Below are 19,672 nucleotides of genomic sequence, written 5' to 3'. Positions count from 1 at the left end.
AAACCGCTTCGCACTTTTCCGGATCATGCTTCAGGCTGCGGCGGGGTCGCCCCAGGCAATGAATTCCGGTACCAGAAAATCCTCGCGGCCGAGCCCGAAATGCAGGGGGTGCCCGTGCGAATCGGTCACCTTGCCGCCGGCCGCAACGACCACCGCGTGACCGGCCGCCACGTCCCATTCGGACGTGGGCGAGAGGCGGGGATAGATATCGACCGCACCCTCGGCGACGCGGCCGAACTTGACGGCCGAGCCCAGCACGGCGCGGACCGCGCCACTGCGTTCGTCGATGAAGGCTTCGGTGCGCGCATCGCCATGTGAACGGCTCACCGCAACGGTCCAGGGCGCGCCGCGTGGCGGGCAGGGACGGGTCCTGATCGCCACCGCCTGCGAAGCCGTGCCGCCCTGCAACGTCAATCGTTCCGCGCCCTTGCCGACGATGCCGCGCCAGATCAATCCGAGCGCCGGCGCACCGACGATGCCGAGCAGCGGCACGCCGTGCGTGACCAACGCCACATTGACGGTGAACTCGTTGCGGCCGGCGACGAACTCCTTGGTGCCGTCGAGCGGATCGATCAGGAAGAAACTGTCCTTGTAGGGCGGCGTTGCCAGGTGGACGCGCTCCTCCGACAGCAGCGATACATGCGGCGCCAGCCGCGTCAGCCCTTCGACGATGATATGGTCGGCGGCGAGATCGGCCTCGGTGACCGGCGAGCCGTCGCTCTTGCCGGTCACATTCATGGCGGAACGGTTGACCGCAAGAATCGCCTCGCCGGCGCGGATCACGAGCTCGGTCAGTGATTCGAGCAGCGTGGCGGCCTTGTCGCAGTCGACGGTGGGCGATTGTGCCTTATTCATGGGCGGCTCTCATATCCTGTTCGTCTTCCCCTGAGATCATGATGCCAGCCCCGCCGCAAGCTGGCAGCATCCGTCTGCCCGGTGTATCAAGCCGACAGGCATGCGTGATTCGCACTCCTCGGTCGGCGTGCGGCTTTCCAGGAAACAATTGATGTCTGGCACTTCGTCTCCCGGTCCCGCCCCCGACGCACTCGAGCTCGCGGCGCTGTTGTGCTCGCGGGTGTGTCACGATCTCATCAGTCCGGTCGGCGCGATCGTCAATGGGCTTGAGGTCCTTGACGACAACCCGAAGCCCGAAGATCGCGACTTCGCGCTCGATCTGATCCGCAAGAGCGCCAAGACCGCGTCGGCGCGGCTGCAGTTCTGCCGGCTGGCATTCGGCGCCGCCGGTTCCTCCGGCGCGCAGATCGACCTCGGCGATGCCCAGAACATGGCGAAGGGGCACATCGAGGACGGCAAGGTGACGCTGACCTGGAATCTGCCGCGGCTGCTGTTGCCCAAAAATCGCGTCAAGCTGCTGCTCAACATGCTGGTCATCGCGCAGCAGACCATCCCGCGTGGCGGCACGCTCACCATCGATCCGGTCGGCGAGGGCGAAGCCATGAGCTTCCGCATCCAGGCCGCGGGCCTCAATGCGCGTGTGCCGCAGAACATCGTCGACCTGCTCAATGCAAGCTCGCCGAACACCGTCGATGCACATGCGGTGCAGCCGCACTACACGCGCCTCTTGGCTGAGGCCTGCGGTTTGAAAGTGACGCTCACGCTCGACGGCGACAAGGTCATTATCGCAGCGTCCTGAACGCGGCCGCGGCAACATCATTAATCAAAGGTTACGACAGGCCGTGCGTTCAATCGCGCGGCCTTATCTCTTTGTTGATCCCGTTCTTTTCCATTTACTCAACCAAACTTAAACGCTTTGCGGAGAAGCTGACCCAAGTTCCGTCAGGCGCGTGGATGTCGCGCGCCGCAGCGTTTTCGGCGTTTTTCGAAGGTTGGTTTCATGGACGATCTGTTGCGCGAGTTCCTGACGGAGAGCAGCGAGAGCCTGGATACGGTCGACAACCAGTTGGTGCAGTTCGAGCAGGATCCGAACAACGCGAAGATCCTGGACAACATTTTCCGCCTTGTGCACACCATCAAGGGGACCTGCGGGTTCTTGGGCCTGCCGCGGCTGGAAGCGCTGGCGCATGCCGGCGAGACCTTGATGGGCAAGTTCCGCGACGGCATGCCGGTGAAGGCGGAAGCCGTGACGCTGATCCTGTCCTCGATCGACCGCATCAAGGAGATCCTGGGCGGGCTGGAGGCGACCGAGGCCGAGCCCGAAGGCAACGACCGCGACCTGATCGATCAGCTCGAAGCGATGGTCGAGCGCGGCATGGCCGCAATGGCGGCTGCTGAAGAAGATGTGCCGGTCGTCGAAGCGCCGTCCGTGCAGGCTGACATGACCGAAGGCACGCTGGTGGTGCAGACGCTGGAGCGCCCCTTACGTCCCGGCGAGGTCTCGCTCGACGAGCTCGAGCGCGCCTTCCGCGAGACCGAGACCGAAGTGGCGGCGCCCGCGCCGGTCGCGAAGGCCGCCGCTGCTGCTGCGCCCGTCGAGCCGGCCGAAGCCGCGAAGAAGCCGACCCGCAAGGCCGCCGCCGAGGATGTCCAGGAAGGCGACAAGATCGCCAACCAGTCGATCCGCGTCAACGTCGACACCCTCGAACACCTGATGACCATGGTCTCCGAGCTGGTGCTGACCCGCAACCAGCTGCTCGAGATTTCAAGGCGCAACGAGGACACCGAGTTCAAGGTGCCGCTGCAGCGGCTCTCCAACGTCACCGCCGAGCTGCAGGAAGGCGTCATGAAGACGCGGATGCAGCCGATCGGCAATGCCTGGCAGAAGCTGCCGCGCATCGTCCGCGACCTCTCCGGCGAACTCGGCAAGCAGATCGAGCTGGAGATGCACGGCGCCGACACCGAGCTCGACCGCCAGGTGCTCGACCTGATCAAGGATCCCCTGACGCACATGGTGCGCAACTCCGCCGATCATGGCCTCGAGACCACCGCGGAGCGCCTCGCCGCCGGCAAGCCGGAGCAGGGCACCATTCGCCTAAGCGCCTATCACGAAGGCGGCCACATCATCATCTGCATCGCCGACAATGGCCGCGGGCTCAACACCGAGCGGATCAAGGCCAAGGCGCTCCAGAACGGTCTCGTTACCGAGGCTGAGCTGGAGAAGATGACCGAGGCCCAGATCCACAAGTTCATCTTCGCGCCGGGCTTCTCGACCGCCGCGCAAGTGACCTCGGTGTCCGGCCGCGGCGTCGGCATGGACGTGGTGCGCACCAATATCGACCAGATCGGCGGCACCATCGACATCAAGAGCGTGGCCGGCGAGGGCGCCAGTGTCACCATCAAGATCCCGCTGACCTTGGCGATCGTCTCCGCGCTGATCGTGGAAGCCGGCGGCGACCGCTTTGCCATCCCGCAGCTCTCGGTGGTCGAGCTGGTGCGGGCCCGCGCCAACTCCGAGCACCGCATCGAGCGGATCAAGGACACCGCAGTGCTGCGGCTGCGCAACAAGCTCTTGCCGCTGATCCATCTCAAGAAGCTCTTGAAGATCGACGACGGCGCCACCACCACCGATGCCGAGAACGGCTTCATCGTGGTGACGCAAGTCGGCAGCCAGACTTTCGGCATCGTGGTCGACGGCGTGTTCCACACCGAGGAGATCGTGGTCAAGCCGATGTCCACCAAGCTGCGGCACATCGACATGTTCTCCGGCAACACCATTTTGGGCGATGGCGCCGTGATCATGATCATCGACCCCAACGGCATCGCCAAGGCCTTGGGCGCCTCCGGCTCCTCGGCCCATGACATGGCCGAGGACAATGCCAGCAGCCATGCCGCGAGCGGCGAGCAGCTGACCTCGCTTTTGGTGTTCCGCGCCGGCTCCTCGCAGCCCAAGGCAGTGCCGCTCGGCCTCGTCACCCGCCTGGAAGAGATCGCAACCGACAAGATCGAGCTCTCGAATGGCCGCTACATGGTGCAGTACCGCGAGCAGCTGATGCCGCTGGTGCAGATGGCCGGCGTCGAGGTGCAGACCCAGGGCTCGCAGCCGATCCTGGTGTTCGCCGACGACGGCCGCTCGATGGGGCTCGTGGTCGACGAGATCATCGACATCGTCGAGGAAAAGCTCAACATCGAGGTCGCGGGCAGCCAGGACGGCATCCTGGGTTCGGCCGTGATCAAGGGCCAGGCCACCGAGGTGATCGACGTCGGCCACTTCCTGCCGATGGCGTTCGCCGACTGGTTCTCGCGCAAGGAGATGCGCCCGTCGGCCTCGGCGCAGTCGGTGCTCTTGGTCGACGACAGCGCGTTCTTCCGCAACATGCTGGCGCCGGTCTTGAAGGCTGCCGGCTACAAGGTGCGGACCGCGGGCGGCGCGCAGGAAGGGCTCGCCGCGCTGCGCTCGGGACAAAGCTTCGACGTGGTGCTGACCGACATCGAGATGCCGGAGATGAACGGCTTCGAGTTCGCCGAGAACATCCGCTCTGATCACAACCTCAACCAGCTGCCGATCATCGCGCTGTCGGCGATGGTGTCGCCGGCGGCGATCGAGCGCGGCCGGCAGGCCGGCTTCCATGACTATGTCGCCAAGTTCGATCGTCCCGGGCTGATCGCGGCGCTGAAAGAGCAGACCGCCGAACTGCGGCGCGCCGCTTGAAGGAAACAGGATCGATGACCAAGACCGAGAGCAGTGAAGGCGCGATGGCCGAATACGTCACCGCCGTGATCGGCGGACAGCTGTTCGGCCTGCCGATCTCGCGGGTGCAGGACGTGTTCATGCCGGAGCGGCTGACCCGGGTGCCGCTGGCCTCCAGCGAGATCGCCGGCGTGCTCAATCTGCGCGGCCGCATCGTCACCGTGGTCGACATGCGCGCCCGGCTCGGGCTGCCGAAGGCCGACGACGGCAAGCTGCCGATGGCGGTCGGCGTCGACCAGCGCGGCGAATCCTATGGCCTGTTGATCGACCAGATCGGCGAGGTGCTGCGGCTGCCTGACGACAGCCGCGAGGACAATCCGGTCAACCTCGATCCCCGCATGGCCAAGCTCGCCGGCGGCGTCCACCGCCTCGACGGCCAGCTCATGGTCGTCCTCGATGTCGATCGCGTGCTCGAACTGGTGCCCGATGCCAAAGCGGCCTGAGACCGGCCGCTGCAATTGAAGAAACTGAAACATCCCACCGGGGATGAGGAAGTAGAGGTCGCAGATGAGAACATGTCTTGTTGTCGATGACTCAAGCGTCATTCGCAAGGTCGCCCGCCGTATCCTGGAAGGGCTCGATTTCACTATCGTCGAGGCTGAGGACGGCGCGAAAGCGCTCGAGGCCTGCAAGCGCGCGATGCCCGAGGCCGTGCTGCTCGACTGGAACATGCCTGTCATGGACGGCTACGAGTTTCTCGGCAATCTCCGCCGCATGCCCGGCGGCGATCAGCCCAAGGTCGTGTTCTGCACCACCGAGAATGACGTCGCGCATATCGCTCGCGCGCTGCATGCCGGTGCCAACGAATACATCATGAAGCCGTTCGACCGGGACATCGTCACCGCGAAGTTCCAGGAAGTCGGGCTTATCTAGATCTACGTTCGATCCGGCGGCAGAAGCCCTCGGCTCAACGGTTGTTGTGCGTCGTGTTGCGTCGCTGGTGAAGTCATGAGTGTTGCGTTGACAAGTACTGCGGTTCCGACATCGACCCGGTCCGACAAAGTGCGGGTGATGGTGGTCGACGATTCCGTGGTGATCCGCGGGATGATCTCGCGCTGGATCGGCGCCGAGCCCGACATGGAGGTCGTCGCCTCGCTGCGCACCGGCCTCGACGCCGTCAATCAGCTCGAGCGCATCAATCCCGACGTCGCGGTGCTCGACATCGAGATGCCCGACCTCGACGGCATCTCGGCGCTGCCGCAGCTGTTGGTGAAGAAGCGCGATCTCGTCGTCATCATGGCCTCGACGCTGACCCGCCGCAACGCGGAGATCAGCCTGAAGGCGCTCTCGCTCGGTGCGTCCGACTACATTCCGAAGCCGGAGAGCACGCGCGAGGCCACCGCCGCCGAAACCTTCCGCCACGACCTGATCCAGAAGATCCGTCATCTCGGCGCCAAGGCGCGGCGCGGCACCGTGCACACCACGGCAAGCCCGCCGCTTGCGCCCGGTCACGACAGACCGCGGACTCTGGCTCCCGTCGCTGCGCCCACGGCGCCGGCCCAGGTCGCGCGCCGTTCGTTTGGCCTGTTGCAGCCGAAGGTCTTGCTGATCGGCTCGTCGACCGGCGGTCCGCAGGCGCTGATGTCGCTGGTTGCGGAGATCGGCCCGGTGATCGATCGCGTCCCGGTGTTGATCACCCAGCACATGCCGCCGACCTTCACCACCATTCTCGCCGAGCATCTGGCGCGCGCCAGCAAGCGGCCGGCGCATGAGGGGATCGACGGTGAGACCATCAAGCCGGGCCGGATCTATCTGGCGCCGGGCGGACGCCACATGCGCATCGTCCGCCACGGCGTCGACGCCACCATCGCGCTCGACGACGGGCCGCCGGTCAATTTCTGCAAGCCCGCGGTGGATCCGATGTTCACCTCCGCGATCGACGTCTGGCAGGGCAGCATCATGTCGGTGATCCTGACCGGCATGGGCTCCGACGGCATGCGCGGCGGCAAGGATATCGTCGCTGCCGGCGGCAGCGTGATCGCCCAGGACGAAGCCACTAGCGTGGTGTGGGGCATGCCCGGTGCTGCGGTCAATGCCGGGATCTGCGCCGCCGTGCTGCCGCTCAATCAGATCGCACCGAAGCTTGTTCGCGTGTTTGCGGGAGATCGTTCGTGACGCCGCTGGACTACGAGTATCTGCGTAAGCTGCTGAAGGAACGTTCCGGGCTCGATCTGTCGAGCGACAAGCAATATCTCGTCGAGAGCCGCCTGCTGCCTTTAGCGCGCAGGTCGAACCTTGCCGGCATTCCCGAGCTTGTCCTGAAGATGAAGGGCGGCGCCGAGATGCTGACCTCGGAGGTGGTCGAAGCGATGACCACCAACGAGACCTTCTTCTTTCGCGACAAGATCCCGTTCGATCATCTGAAGGAAGCGGTGCTGCCGGCGCTGGCACAGGCACGCGCTGCGCGCCGTAGCCTGCGGATCTGGTGCGCGGCGTCGTCGACCGGTCAGGAGCCGTATTCGATCGCGATGCTGCTGAAGGAAATGACCGCGCTGTTCAGCGGCTGGCGCATCGAGATCATCGCCACCGACCTGTCGCAGGCGGTGCTGGAAAAGTCCAAGGCCGGCCTGTTCAGCCAGTTCGAGGTGCAGCGCGGCCTGCCGATCCAGCTGCTGGTGAAGCACTTCACGCAGCAGGGTGAACTTTGGCAGCTCAACGCCGACATCCGCGGCATGGTGCAGCATCGGCAGCTCAATCTGCTGCAGGACATTGCACATCTCGGCACCTTCGACGTGATCTTCTGCCGCAACGTGCTGATCTATTTCGATCAGCAGACCAAGGCGGGCATCTTCGGCAAGATCTCCCGGATGCTCGAGCCCGACGGTGTGCTGGCGCTTGGCGCGGCGGAATCCGTGGTCGGCATCACCAATTTGTTCAGGCCCTATCCCGACCGCCGCGGGCTCTATCAGCCCAGCAGCGCTCCGGTCGCGCGCGCCGGTGCCGCGCTGCATGTGCTGAAGGCGGTCGCGTCCGCTGCGCGGTGAGATCAGCTCTTGCGTTCAAAGCCTGGCTAGGCTTCTCCCGTCATCCTGAGGAGCGCGCTTTTGCGCGCGTCTCGAAGGATCGACGGCCACCAGCCGGGCCGTGCATCCTTCGAGACGCCGCTTCGCGGCTCCTCAGGATGACGGTGAAAGAACTACGCTCGCTCTAACTGTTCTCGGCGCTACAAAATCGCGTGCGGCAGGAAGCGCGAGGTGTTGCCGGTGATCGGATTTTCATCTTCGCGAATCGAGAGCCCGCAGGGCGTGTGGTCGACCAGCCAGCTTCCGAGCACCGGATACTGCCCGGAAAAATTCGGCAGCGGTGCGAGTGCCTGGCGGATGAAGCCTTCGGCGCCGTAGGGACCTTGCTCGGCGACCAGCGTGATGCCGGCGCTGACCAGTTCGACATTGGCGCCCTCGCGCGAATAGATCGGCTTGCGCACGAAGGAGGTGCCGAGCTGCGCCGCCTGCGGGTCGTCGTCAAAATAGGCCGGCAGCAAATTGGGGTGGTTTGGGAACATCTCCCACAACAGCGGCAGGATGCCCTTGTTGGACAGGATCGCCTTCCACGGCGGCTCGATCCATTGCGTCGGCGCGGAGCTGAGGTTCTTGCCGAATGCGTCGTGAAACATCCACTCCCACGGGTAGAGCTTGAAGGCGAGCGCGATCGGGCTTTCGTCGAGGTCGACGAACCGGCCGTCATCGCGCAGTCCGATCTGCTCGATGTCGAGCACCGTCGTCTTCAGCCCGGCTTGCGCCGCGGTGTCCTCGAGATAAGCGAGCGTGCCAGCGTCCTCGGCATTGCCGGTCAATCCGGTGAGATGCAGCGGATGGTTGGCGCCGATCGTCTTCCAGGCCTCGATCAGCCGCTCGTGGATCGAGTTGAACTGGTCGGCGCGCTTCGGGATGATGTTGCGTTGGATCGCCTGTTCGAGCCAGGTCCACTGAAACACCGCCGCCTCGAAGATCGAGGTCGGCGTGTCGGCATTGTATTCGAGCAGCTTGGCCGGGCCGCTGCCGCTGAATTTGAGGTCGAGCCGGCCGTAGAGGCTTTGATCCTCGCGGCGCCAGCTTGCCGCGATCAGGTCCCAGTACGCCTCCGGAATCTTGAGCCGGCGCAGATAACGCTCATCCTTGACCGCGCGTCCGGCGAGTTCGAGGCACATTGCATCGATCTCGCCGGTCGGCGCCTCGATGTCGCGCTCGATCTCGTCGAGCGTAAAGGCGTAATAGGCGCGCTCGTCCCAGTAGCGTTCGCCGTCGATGGTGTGGAAGGTGAAGCCGGCGTTCTCGGCCGTTGCTTGCCAATCGTCGCGCTCTGGACATGCGATGCGTTGCATGAGGGGGACCGTGATCGCTACTCAGCTTGGTGTCAGCTCTGTTTGAGCATGATCTCTGCGCAAACGCTTCGCGTTTGTCGCGGGGAAAACCGGCGTCCACTTTTCCGGATCATGCTCAGCCGCCACCATGCGCGGGATGGCCGAAGTGGGCGAGGCCGCGCGGCGCGCCGCCGAAGCCGCCGGAGGGTGACACTGACACTTGCTCCGGGTCGCGCTTTGTTTTGTGTCCGGCATGGTGATGACGGTTGCGGGCATGACCCGGCGTCAGGCCGATCGACGCCGCGCCGATCGCGACGCTGCCCATCAATTTCAGCCAGACGCGGCGCGAGCGCTTCATCGGCGCAATCCTTGCCTTCTGCCCTGCCGTTTGCGGAGCAGCGCCAAGTTTCCATCAGCTCCGAGCGCCGGGCAAGTGAAAGCGCACGACGACACACCAAAGTGCTCATCAGCCACCGCCGAAGCCGAATGCATGCGCGAACGAGCCGAAACCGCCGCGGCTCACCGACGAGCTTGACGACGAGCTTGACGAGGATGAGGAGCCGCCGGACGAGGAGCTGCCGCTGTAGAAGCTGCTGCGCGACGAGCCGCCGCCGCTGCCGCCCGATCCTGACGACGAGCTGCGTTGCGTGCAATCGGCGCCGGGTTGCGGGACGGCCGGCGCGGTGACGCCCGGCGGTGTCGGCGGGATCGGTTGGCAATTCTGCCGCGGCATCAGCGCGTAGGCTCCGCCGCCGACCGCGAGCGTGCCCATCATCAGCAGCGCGACATGGTTGGAGCGCTTGGAGGGCGGATCCGGCCGCGGCGGCACCGCTGGCACCACCGGCCGCCGCTTGCCGAATTCCGGGTTGGGTTTGCGCGCCATGGCTTGGCTCGATGGCTCAGTAGATCATGCAGGCCGCGTTCAGCGCGCCTGCGGCCAGTGAGGACAACCCGAGCCAGATCGCCGCCGCCATTTCGCCGGAGGCGATCCGCGCCGACAGGTTCGGCACCGGGATCTTCACGATGTAATAGACGATGATCTGCACGATCAGCGCGATGATGCTCCAGATCAGGCAGTCGATCACATTGGCGGAATGGGCGATGGCGCTGACCACCGGCAGCACGAAGCCGAGCAGGCTGAGGCCGAGCGCAATCGCCGCCGCGGAATCGTTGTCGCGGATCAGCTGGAATTCGTCATGCGGCGTGACGCGCGTGTAGACGAAGAGGTAGGCGACCACGGCGATCAGCGCCGTGCAGAAATAGACCAGGAACGCCGGCAGGCCGGCGAGGGATTGCAGGATCATGTGATGCGCCCGAACAGCCCTGAAAGCGCGATGAGATCAGGTTAAATCGTCATCGCGCTTTTACTCGTTGTTTGAGCATGATCCTTCCGGAAAACCGCTTCGCACTTTTCCGGATCATGCTCCAGATGGTCATCCTATAGCTGATTGGTCGCGGTTCGCGAAGCTCCGGTTCGATCCGGCGACCGGCTTGTGCACCGGCGCGCGCGGACGGCTGCCGGAAATTGCCGCGCCGGTGTGAGCCGCTTCACAGCGGTCCTTGCGATAGCCGTCTATAGGGTATGCAACCAGAAGTGCATGTCGCGAATGGGCTCGGTGATCCCGATGACGATCAGTTTTGGCAACGACATCCTGCCGATGTTTCGACCGGGCGACATCGCCTGCATGGCGCCAAATGGCGTTCGGCTCGGCGACGCCGACTGGATGGGCGACCCGGCCGGCAATGACGACTTCGCCGATCACGCCAACGCACGCCGCGTCTTCGCCGCGCTGTCGTCCGGCTTCATGCCGCCCGGTCACCGATGGACGCAGGACTCGCTCGATCTCTATGCGAGCTGGATGGGGGACGGCTTCCAACCTTGAACCTCAATGTGGAGAGCAAAGATGAGAAGGTCGATCGACACGCTGCTCGTCTGTGGTCTGCTTGTGCTTCCCGCCGTCCCGGCCGCGGCGCAGTCGCCGCCGAATGCCGCGATGACCGCGCCGGATCAGGTCGCCTGGCAGCTCTTCATCCAGGCCAATACCCGCGCCGGCGGCAGCAATTCGACGTTCGAGACCTGGGCGAGCGATACCGACCTGTTCCAGCCCAATCCGCAGTTTCCGGCGGCTGCGACGCCGCCGTCGCTGCGCCCGCCGATCCTGCCGCAGGTGGCGCGAGAAGGCGTGCAGCAGAGCGGCGGATTGCTGCCGGCGCTGCCGCCGGGCGCCGCGCAGGGGCAGATGGAGGAAACGCGCCACAACAGGGCGACGTTCGACTTCATCGTCCAGAACAACCTCTACAAGCTGTCGGGCGTGAAGGCCGCATTCGGCAAGACGCTGTCGTTCCCGGTCGATTCGATCGAGGTGAAGGGCAACTGGGTGCCGGTCAGCGACATTCCGCAATTCACCAACAACAAGGCGACGGCGGCGCAGGCGCCGCAGCTCTATCACGTCAACAGCGCGGCCGGCGTGCAGTACGCCCTGGTCTCGATGCATGTGATCAGCAAACAGGTGCCGAACTGGACCTGGGCGACGTTCGAGCACCGCTTCAATCCGGGCCGCTGCGATATCATCGGCTGCCGCGATGGTTTCGGCGCGCAGACTGCGTTCGTGCCGTCGAACCGGACCGCCGGCCAGGGCTATCCGGATTGCGTCAAGACGCCCGCACTGGCGGCGATGCTGTCGAGCGCGGACATCGATCCCGTCTACAACAACTACTGCCTGAAGGGGTCGCAGGTGGATTTCGTCGACAATGTCGGGCTCGACATCAGGGTCGGCAATTCCGTCACCGAGGACGGCTTCGTCGCGACGTCGTCCTGCATCACCTGCCACGGCCGCGCGGCGTTCAAGGCGGACGGCACGCCGGCGTCGCAGGCCGGATTCCTGTCGTTCGGTCCGAATGGCCCGGTCGCTCCGCTCGGGCCGCTGCTGCCGGAATGGTACTGGAAATTCTCAAGCCAGCCGCCGATCTTCGAGGGCAAGCCCGGCCTCACGCGGACCGCGACTGCGGCGGACTTCGTCTGGTCGATCCCGTTCTGCGCCTATGACGATACGCAAAGTCCGGTGCAGCCGACGCCATGCGCCGGGAAGTGAGACCGGACTGATGGCCGGCTCGCACGAGCACAGGATTCCGCTGGCGGGCAGCGAGCGCGCCGCGCCTGACGGCGCGACGCTGGTCGGCGATGTCGATCCGAACGAGCGGATCTCCATCGTGGTCTATGTCAAGCGGCGCACCCCGGACAAGTTTCAGCCGGGCAGCGCCGGCGATCTGGCGCGGCTTGCCAAACCGGTCACGCGGCACCAGCTCGCGACGCAGCGCCACCGCAGCCATGCCCGCGCCGCCGCGCGGATCGCACGATTGGCGGCGGAGCGGGGATTGAGCGTCGTCGGCACCGATCTTGTCGCGCGCACCGTCATGCTTGAAGGCACGGCAAGGCAGATGGCCGAGACCTTCGGCGCAACGCTTCGCATCTATCGTGACGGGCAGCGCGAATTTCGTGCGCGGGTCGGCGGCCTGACGGTGCCGGCCGAGATCGCGCCATGGACCCGCGCCATTCTCGGTTTCGATCAGCGCCCGCTCCGGACCAGGACGCCGCTGGTGCAGGCCCGGGCCGACACGGGAAGCGACAGCGGGTTGTGGCCGACCGACATCGCGGCGCTCTACGGCATTCCGCTGGATCGTGACGTGTCGTCGATCTGCGTCGGCATCGTCGCGCTCGGCGGCGGCTATCTCCAGAGCGATCTCGCGATGGCGCTGACCGGCATGAACCGGCAGCCGCCGGTCGTCGTCAATGTGCCGCAGAGCGGTAACGACAGCGGTCTCGGCACCAATGATGTCGCCGATCAGGAGCTCGCGCTCGACCTCCAGGTGCTCGCCGGGCTGCTGCCGAAGGGCAAGATCGTGGTCTACTTTGCCGAGAACTCCGCCGCCGGTCTCACCGACGCGATTCATCAGGCGGTGTTCGATGAGCAGCATGCGCCGCAGGTGGTCTCGGTCAGTTGGGGCAGCGCGGAGAAATTCTGGACCGAGCCGGGGCGCGATGCGATGCAGGCGGTGCTGGCCGACGCCGCGCGGCTGCGCGTCAGCGTGCTGTTCGCCTCCGGCGATCAGCTGGCGACCAGCGGCCTGACCGACGGCAAGCTTCATGTCTGGTTTCCCGCCTCGAGCCCCTATGCGACGAGCTGCGGCGGCACGCAGCCGGTGCTTGCCGCGGGCAACGGGTCGGCCACCGCGGAGGCGGTCTGGAACGCCGGCGCGGTCGGCACCGGCGGCGGCATCAGCGATGCGTTTCCCGTCCCCGATTATCAGTCGCATCTGACGCTGCCGAAGTCGCAGAACGACGGCGCGATCCGGCGCGGCGTCCCGGACGTTGCCTGCGCGGCCGCGGCGAGCCCGGGCTACCGCATCATCGTCAACGGGCAAGCGATGGCGATGAGCGGGACCAGCGCCGCGACACCGCTATGGGCCGCCCTGGTCGCGATTGCGATCGCCGCGCGCGGCGAGCAGATCGGCTTCCTCAATGCGGCGCTTTACGCCAATCCCGGCGCCTTCCGCGCGGTCGAGCAGGGCAACAACCGCGTCGGCGGCAAGGGCTACGATGCCGCCCCCGGCTGGAGCGCCTGCACCGGGCTCGGCGTTCCCAGGGGCGCGGATGTTCTCGCCGCCCTGGCCGCGGTCCCGGTGGCGTAGCCTCCCAAAAACAAAAACCCCGCCATTCGCGGCGGGGTTCAGGAGGTTTGCTGCAGAAAGCGTCAGGCGGGAATGCGCTCGTCGGCCTCGTGCGGCTCGCGCAGCACGTAGCCGCGGCCCCACACGGTCTCGATGAAATTGCGGCCCTCGGAGGCGTTGGCGAGCTTCTTGCGGAGCTTGCAGATGAAGACGTCGATGATCTTCAGCTCCGGCTCATCCATGCCGCCGTAGAGGTGGTTGAGGAACATTTCCTTGGTGAGCGTGGTGCCCTTGCGGAGCGAGAGCAGCTCCAGCATCTGGTATTCCTTGCCGGTCAGGTGCACGCGCTGACCGCCGACCTCGACCGTCTTGGTGTCCAGGTTGACCACGAGATCGCCGGTCTGGATCACCGACTGGGCATGACCCTTGGAGCGGCGGACGATCGCGTGGATGCGGGCGACCAGCTCGTCCTTGTGGAAGGGTTTGGTCATGTAGTCGTCGGCGCCGACGCCGAGACCCTTGACCTTGTCCTCGATGCCGGCGAGGCCGGAGAGGATCAGAATGGGAGTCTTGATCTTCGAAACCCGGAGCTGCTTGAGCACGTCGTAGCCGGACATGTCGGGCAGGTTGAGGTCGAGCAGGATGATGTCGTAGTCGTAAAGCTTGCCGAGATCGACGCCTTCTTCACCGAGGTCCGTCGTGTAGACGTTGAAACTCTCGGATTTGAGCATCAATTCGATCGACTGCGCGACGGCGCTATCATCTTCAATCAGCAAAACGCGCATGCCAGTCCCCTATAGTCGCCGCTCCGGGCGTCAGGTCGGCCGCACTTGCGGCACTCACAAAACGCCTTTGAACAACTGATTCGGATCCTGACGAGATATGGTTAACAAAAACTGATTCCTCGACGCAAGCTCTAACCGTGCAATTTTTGTCGAATCGCCCTAAGATATTGCGTAGAAGAAGCTTTTCCTAACCGCGCTCGTTCAGTTTCCACATTAAGAGACGGGCCTAACCGACTCTCGCGACTCGCCCTTCTTCTGATGGGCAAGCGACCTCAGTCACCAAAGACAGTGACGCAATGATTAATGATGCGGGTAAACACGAAGTTAAGCGGCTGGAGCAAAATCGCGGAAACTTAAGGTTTTCGCAATGAAGGCCCTCGCGGAGCAGATCGGCGACATCGACGGCGTCAATATTTATGGCCGTGTCGTCGGCGTCCGCGGGCTGATGGTCGAGATCGCCGGACCCATTCACGCGATGTCGGTCGGCGCACGCATCGTGATCGACGTCGGCGCCGGACGCTTCATCCCGGCCGAGGTGATCGGCTTCTCCGGCGAGAACGCGGTGGTGATGCCGTTCGGCGGACTCGAAGGCGTCAGGCGCGGTTGCCGCGCCGTCATCGCCAATGCGGCGAGCCAGGTGCGGCCGTCGCCGGCCTGGCTCGGCCGTGTCGTCAATGCGATGGGCGAGCCGATCGACGGCAAGGGCCCGCTGCCGCAGGGCGCTTCGCCGATGTCCTACCGCAACTCGCCGCCGCCGGCGCATTCGCGCAAGCGGGTCGGCCCGCCGCTCGACCTCGGCGTCCGCGGCCTCAACACTTTCCTGACCTGCTGCCGCGGCCAGCGGCTCGGCATCTTCGCCGGAAGCGGCGTCGGCAAGTCGGTGCTGCTGTCGATGCTGGCGCGCAATGTCGATGCCGCGATCTCGGTGATCGGGCTGATCGGCGAACGCGGCCGCGAGGTGCAGGAATTCCTCCAGGAGGATCTCGGCGAGGAGGGGCTGGCGCGCTCGGTCGTGGTGGTCGCCACCTCGGACGAGCCGGCGCTGATGCGGCGCCAGGCGGCGTACCTGACGCTGGCCATCGCCGAGTATTTCCGCGACGAGGACCAGGACGTGCTGTGCCTGATGGACTCGGTGACACGCTTTGCGATGGCGCAGCGTGAGATCGGGCTCTCGGCGGGCGAGCCGCCGACCGCCAAGGGCTACACGCCGACCGTGTTCACCGAACTGCCGAAGCTGTTGGAGCGGGCAGGGCCGGGCACCGCCGCCGGCACCATCACCGCAATCTTCACGGTGCTGGTCGACGGCGACGATCACAACGAGCCGATCGCCGACGCGGTGCGCGGCATCCTCGACGGTCATATCGTGATGCAGCGGGCGATCGCCGAGCGCGGCCGCTATCCCGCCGTCAACATCCTCAAGTCAGTCTCGCGCACCATGCCGAAGTCGGCCGACCCCAACTTCCTGCCCTTCATCAACAAGGCGCGGCAGGTGATGGCGACCTATGCCGACATGGAGGAATTGATCCGGCTCGGCGCCTACCGGCCGGGTTCCAGCCCCGAGGTCGACGAGGCGATCCGGCTGCATGAGCCGCTCGAGGCCTATCTGCGCCAGGCCAAGGACGAGGCGACCAGCCTGGGGGACGGCTACCGGCAACTCGCTCAAATCCTGTCGGGTTTGGAAACGGAACGCTAACTTTGTCAGGCCATCATCCCCGGCACACCATAGCTATGCCGGCGGGGCCCAGCGGGGAGCCGGCTCTGTCCCGCGTTCGGATTTGGGACTTCTGGGGAGTATGAGTCGATGAAGTCACGTGAAACGCTGATCCGCCTGAAGAAATTTCAGGTCGATGAAAAGCGCCGTCGGGTTACCCAGATCGAAGGCATGATCGCCGACTTCCAGCGCATGTCCGTCGAGCTCGAGCGCGAGATCCAGACCGAGCAGGAGCGCGCCGGGATCAACGATCCCTCGCACTTCGCCTATCCCACCTATGCCAAGGCCGCGATCCAGCGCCGCGAGAACCTGACCCGCTCGGCCGACGAGTTGCGCGCCCAGCTCGACGACGCCAAGGCGCTGCTGTCGGAAGCCTTCGAGGAGCTGAAGAAGGTCGAACTGCTCGACGAGCGCGACCAGGCGCGCGAACGCGCGGAGGAGAGCGCTCGCGAGCAAGCCGACATGGATTCGATCGGCCTGATGCGGGCCCGTCTCGGCGTCATCGCCTGAACCCTCGCTCCCTCCGCTGACCATCTTGCGAGCCCGGGCCGATCGCCCGGGCTTTTTGTTGGGCGCTGTCCACAAGCCGGCCCTTGTCGGCCTCTTGTCAGCCACTTGGCGGATCGTGCTGTCCCAAAATATGCTACCAACCGGTCCGGACCGGATGATCGGCAGCGCGGTGGCAATGAGGCGATGGGGGATGCAGGCTTGGGGGGCGCTGAATGCTGACGCCGGCTGAGCTCGTCTGGCTGATCGCCGCCGTCGCCAAGGGGGATGAGGCCGCCTTCGAGCGGCTGTACGCCGCGACCCGCGCGAAACTCTTTGGCGTGGTGCTCCGTATCTTGCGGCGACAGGACCTCGCCGAGGAGGTCATTCAGGAGGCTTACGTCAAGATCTGGAACAGCGCCGGGCAGTTCAACCCAGCCCTGTCGTCCCCGATCACGTGGATGACGTCGATCGCGCGCAACCGCGCCATCGATGTGGTGCGCAAGCGAGGCGAGTCCTCGCTGGAAGAAGAGCCGGCCGCGATGGAAGTCGCCGCCGACCAGCCCGATCCGCTGGCGCGACGGGAGATGACGGAAGAGTTGAAGCGGCTGCTGGAGTGCGTCGGTCGCCTGGAGCCCGATCGTCAGAAGCTCGTGCTGCTCGCCTATTACAACGGCTGGAGCCGCGAGCAGCTTGCCGCAAAGTTCGAGACACCGGTGAACACGGTGAAGACCTGGCTGCGCCGCAGCCTGATGGATATCCGGGAGTGTCTTGGACTCTGATTGATGGCCTATAGCGAAGACCATATCGCGCTCGCCGCGGAATATGCGCTCGGTACACTCGATGCCGACGAGCGCACGCAGGTCGAGACCATGATGGCCGTCGACACCGAGTTCGCCGCGCTCGTGCAGGCCTGGGAGTTCAGGCTCGGGCCGCTGAACCAGATGGTCGGCCTGGTCGAGCCGCGCCCAGAGGTCTGGGAGAACATCAAGGCGGCGATCGGCCATGCCACCACGCCGCAGGCGCCGCTGGTGCTGCCCGAGACGCCGGCTGCGACGGTGACGCCGCCGCCACCGACGCCGATCGCAGACGATGTCGAGTTCGGCTCGGCGTTCGATCCGGAGCCTTCGCAGCCACCAGGGGTCCAGCAGCCGGCCGAGGCCCGGCGGGCATCGGTCCGGGCACGTTTTGGCATCGACGACAGCCAGGTGATCTCGCTGACGAGCCGCGTGAAGCGCTGGCGCGGCATCGCGTCGGCCGCGACCGCGATCGCGGCCGCGCTGCTGGTGACGCTCGGCCTGCAGATCTACCGGCCCGATGCCTTGCCGAACGCGATCCGGCCGAAGCCGCGCATCCAGACCGTGGAAGTGAAGACGCCCGCGCCGGCCTTCACGCCGTCGGCGCAATATGTCGCGCTATTGCAGGGCCAGAATGGCGGGCCGGCCTTCATCATGACAATCGACGGCGCGACCAAGAACTTCACCGTGCGCAAGGTCGGCGCCGCCTCGGAGCCCGGCAAGAGCTTCGAGCTCTGGCTGATCTCCGACAAGCTGCCGCAGCCGCGCTCGCTCGGTGTGATCGGCGCCGATGATTTCACCGCGCGCCCGGTGCTGTCGGGCTACGATCCCGATGTGATCAACGGCGCCACCTACGCGGTGACCGTCGAACAGGCCGGCGGTTCGCCGAACGGCCAGCCGACCTCGGCGCCGATCTTCACCGGCAAGCTGATCGAGACCGTGCCGCCTGCGTCGGGCACGCCGCCGCGGTGACTGCGGTCAGCGGCCTCGCCGAAGCCGGGCCTTGAGCGCCGGAATCCAGTCGGCGGCCCGCAGCGCAGCCTTGACGCGAAACCGCGAGAGGCTGCCTTCGGCGTGGAAGCGTTCCATATCTCCAAGCGAGGTCTGCACGGCACCGAAACCGTATTCGATCATCTCGCGCTCGTAATGCGCCAGCGCGGGAATCAGCTCCTGTGCGCCTCGGGCCCATGCTGAAAGGGCGCTGCGGAGTACAGCCGCCCCGCGCAGGGCGGTGTTGGCGCCGATTCCACGAAACGGCGTCATGTTGTGGAGCGCATCGCCCAGCAGCGTTACGTTGCGCGTCGCCCAGGGGCCGATCGGAACCGAGGTCTTCACCGCGAACGCCGAGACCGTGGATGGATCGGCCATGTCGACGACGCGCATGAGCGCAGGATGCCAGCCCTGCATTCTCGCTCGCACAACATCCTTCAAGCCCTCACCATCGAACTTGTCGAGGTCGACCGACGCGAACGCCTTGCGCCGGGCGGAGAAGCCCCACATCACGAATGCCTGCCGCTCCTCCGGGGAAATGTCCCAGTCCGCTGGCCGATTGCCGTCGGCGTGAAGGTATTGCACTGCACTTGCGAATAGAAAGCCGCCATCCGGGCCCAAGACCGGTGTCGGGCCGCGTAGAATTGGCAGTGGAATTATCGCCCGGTTGTCGTCGTCCAGCGGGAATCTGCCGTTGATGGCGAGGACATCCGTTTCGACGCGGCGGGCCTGCGGCAGAAGCTGCGAGCGCAAGCGGGAGGCCGCGCCATCCGCACCGATCAAGACATCGCCTTCTGCGGTGCTGCCGTCCTCAAAATGCGCGGTCACGGATCTGTCCGGGTTGTCGGCGAAAGCGGAGAACGTCTTACCGAACTGCGTGATGGCATCGAGGCCATCGAGCAGAATGCGACGAAGAGCCGTTCGCGTAATCGGCCGCTCCGCGTCGGGATCGTTGCGGTCGCCATGCGGAAAGTCGATCGCAAGCAGACGGTTCAGCCGGTGATCGACAAACGTGATGCCTTGGCTCGGATCGGCGGAGCTCGCGACCAGCCTGTCGAACACCCTTGCAGGCAAGCAATCGCGAAGCGCGGCAGCGCCGGTCGCGCTGATGCTCAATCGATAGCCTCCCTGACGATCGGTCGCCGAACGATCGCGCTCGAACACCTCGACGTCGATACCGTCCGATTTCAGGCCATGCGCCAGGCAGAGCCCGCCGGTTCCAGCCCCGATGATGATGACTTTTGGCCGACGTTTCACGGTCATCTCCCTTGTCAGTGTCGTATCGGCAAAGACGCGCGATGCCCCACGATTGCCAAAGGAGTTGGCAAT

20 protein-coding genes are annotated in these 19,672 nt (G+C 65.4%); 13 read left to right on the top strand and 7 right to left on the bottom strand.

Going from position 1 to position 19,672, the window contains the following annotated elements; all coding sequences use genetic code 11:
* Positions 1-30: 30 nt before the first annotated feature.
* Positions 31-855: a 3'(2'),5'-bisphosphate nucleotidase CysQ gene (gene cysQ, locus FBZ93_RS34665; RefSeq protein WP_146991900.1), complete on the bottom strand. Its 825-nt coding sequence runs from the start codon at positions 853-855 to the stop codon at positions 31-33.
* Between the two features lie 151 nt (positions 856-1,006).
* Here cysQ and chpT point away from each other — a divergent pair, with 151 nt between their 5' ends.
* The 6 genes from chpT to FBZ93_RS34635 all read left to right on the top strand — a co-directional run bounded on the left by chpT (position 1,007) and on the right by FBZ93_RS34635 (position 7,590).
* Positions 1,007-1,654 (top strand): histidine phosphotransferase ChpT, encoded by a 648-nt coding sequence (gene chpT / locus FBZ93_RS34660; protein ID WP_146991899.1) that lies wholly within the window; start codon positions 1,007-1,009, stop codon positions 1,652-1,654.
* 201 nt (positions 1,655-1,855) lie between these two features.
* Entirely contained in the window at positions 1,856-4,567 is a 2,712-nt protein-coding gene (locus FBZ93_RS34655) for a hybrid sensor histidine kinase/response regulator (RefSeq protein ID WP_146991898.1), read from the top strand.
* Between the two features lie 14 nt (positions 4,568-4,581).
* Positions 4,582-5,049, top strand: a complete 468-nt coding sequence (locus FBZ93_RS34650; RefSeq protein ID WP_146991897.1) for a chemotaxis protein CheW — start codon at positions 4,582-4,584, stop codon at positions 5,047-5,049.
* Positions 5,050-5,113: 64 nt separating this feature from the next.
* Positions 5,114-5,479 carry a response regulator gene (locus tag FBZ93_RS34645; RefSeq protein ID WP_021081912.1) on the top strand — a complete coding sequence of 122 codons (366 nt, stop codon included), beginning with the start codon at positions 5,114-5,116 and terminating at the stop codon, positions 5,477-5,479.
* Positions 5,480-5,554: 75 nt separating this feature from the next.
* Positions 5,555-6,721 carry a protein-glutamate methylesterase/protein-glutamine glutaminase gene (locus tag FBZ93_RS34640; RefSeq protein ID WP_146991896.1) on the top strand — a complete coding sequence of 389 codons (1,167 nt, stop codon included), beginning with the start codon at positions 5,555-5,557 and terminating at the stop codon, positions 6,719-6,721.
* On the top strand, positions 6,718-7,590 hold the full coding sequence (locus FBZ93_RS34635) for a CheR family methyltransferase (RefSeq protein ID WP_146991895.1): 873 nt from the start codon (positions 6,718-6,720) through the stop codon (positions 7,588-7,590). Before FBZ93_RS34640 ends, FBZ93_RS34635 begins: the two co-directional genes overlap by 4 nt.
* Positions 7,591-7,769: 179 nt before the next feature.
* Here the strand turns inward: FBZ93_RS34635 and FBZ93_RS34630 are convergent, their stop codons facing one another.
* The 4 genes from FBZ93_RS34630 to FBZ93_RS34615 form a co-directional block, all read right to left on the bottom strand.
* Positions 7,770-8,927, bottom strand: coding sequence for a glutathionylspermidine synthase family protein (locus FBZ93_RS34630; RefSeq protein WP_146991894.1), 1,158 nt, complete (start codon positions 8,925-8,927; stop codon positions 7,770-7,772).
* A gap of 115 nt (positions 8,928-9,042) precedes the next feature.
* Positions 9,043-9,264 (bottom strand): hypothetical protein, encoded by a 222-nt coding sequence (locus tag FBZ93_RS34625; RefSeq protein WP_146991893.1) that lies wholly within the window; start codon positions 9,262-9,264, stop codon positions 9,043-9,045.
* A 108-nt stretch (positions 9,265-9,372) separates the two neighbouring features.
* Positions 9,373-9,789 (bottom strand): hypothetical protein, encoded by a 417-nt coding sequence (locus FBZ93_RS34620; RefSeq protein WP_146991892.1) that lies wholly within the window; start codon positions 9,787-9,789, stop codon positions 9,373-9,375.
* Positions 9,790-9,805: 16 nt separating this feature from the next.
* A complete protein-coding gene (locus tag FBZ93_RS34615) occupies positions 9,806-10,210 on the bottom strand; it encodes a DUF350 domain-containing protein (RefSeq protein ID WP_074132099.1) in 405 nt (134 codons plus the stop codon).
* Positions 10,211-10,531: 321 nt separating this feature from the next.
* Here FBZ93_RS34615 and FBZ93_RS34610 point away from each other — a divergent pair, with 321 nt between their 5' ends.
* The 3 genes from FBZ93_RS34610 to FBZ93_RS34605 are packed head-to-tail and all read left to right on the top strand — an operon-like array spanning position 10,532 to position 13,595.
* Positions 10,532-10,789 (top strand): hypothetical protein, encoded by a 258-nt coding sequence (locus FBZ93_RS34610; RefSeq protein WP_146991891.1) that lies wholly within the window; start codon positions 10,532-10,534, stop codon positions 10,787-10,789.
* 21 nt (positions 10,790-10,810) lie between these two features.
* Positions 10,811-11,998, top strand: coding sequence for a hypothetical protein (locus FBZ93_RS40900; protein ID WP_167529349.1), 1,188 nt, complete (start codon positions 10,811-10,813; stop codon positions 11,996-11,998).
* Between the two features lie 10 nt (positions 11,999-12,008).
* Positions 12,009-13,595: a S53 family peptidase gene (locus FBZ93_RS34605; protein WP_167529348.1), complete on the top strand. Its 1,587-nt coding sequence runs from the start codon at positions 12,009-12,011 to the stop codon at positions 13,593-13,595.
* A 62-nt stretch (positions 13,596-13,657) separates the two neighbouring features.
* Here FBZ93_RS34605 and ctrA read toward each other — a convergent pair whose 3' ends face one another.
* Entirely contained in the window at positions 13,658-14,359 is a 702-nt protein-coding gene (gene ctrA / locus FBZ93_RS34600; protein ID WP_016848562.1) for a response regulator transcription factor CtrA, read from the bottom strand.
* Between the two features lie 367 nt (positions 14,360-14,726).
* Here ctrA and fliI point away from each other — a divergent pair, with 367 nt between their 5' ends.
* From fliI to FBZ93_RS34580, 4 genes are all read left to right on the top strand, one after another.
* The gene (gene fliI / locus FBZ93_RS34595; protein WP_146991889.1) at positions 14,727-16,052 is read left to right on the top strand and encodes a flagellar protein export ATPase FliI; all 1,326 of its coding nucleotides are present in this window, start codon (positions 14,727-14,729) and stop codon (positions 16,050-16,052) included.
* A gap of 108 nt (positions 16,053-16,160) precedes the next feature.
* Positions 16,161-16,580, top strand: coding sequence for a flagellar export protein FliJ (gene fliJ, locus FBZ93_RS34590; RefSeq protein ID WP_021081901.1), 420 nt, complete (start codon positions 16,161-16,163; stop codon positions 16,578-16,580).
* Positions 16,581-16,792: 212 nt separating this feature from the next.
* Positions 16,793-17,338 (top strand): sigma-70 family RNA polymerase sigma factor, encoded by a 546-nt coding sequence (locus FBZ93_RS34585; RefSeq protein WP_050425319.1) that lies wholly within the window; start codon positions 16,793-16,795, stop codon positions 17,336-17,338.
* A 3-nt stretch (positions 17,339-17,341) separates the two neighbouring features.
* Positions 17,342-18,325, top strand: coding sequence for an anti-sigma factor (locus tag FBZ93_RS34580; RefSeq protein ID WP_146991888.1), 984 nt, complete (start codon positions 17,342-17,344; stop codon positions 18,323-18,325).
* A 6-nt stretch (positions 18,326-18,331) separates the two neighbouring features.
* On the opposite strand, the gene FBZ93_RS34575 is transcribed toward FBZ93_RS34580, so the two are convergent.
* A complete protein-coding gene (locus FBZ93_RS34575) occupies positions 18,332-19,606 on the bottom strand; it encodes an FAD-dependent oxidoreductase (RefSeq protein ID WP_146991937.1) in 1,275 nt (424 codons plus the stop codon).
* Positions 19,607-19,672 lie beyond the last annotated feature (66 nt).

This window comes from Bradyrhizobium macuxiense (assembly GCF_007993935.1).
GTDB classification, from domain to species: domain Bacteria; phylum Pseudomonadota; class Alphaproteobacteria; order Rhizobiales; family Xanthobacteraceae; genus Bradyrhizobium; species Bradyrhizobium macuxiense_A.
Note: the sequence above shows the minus strand (reverse complement) of the source record. Positions and strands in the feature narration are given on the sequence as shown.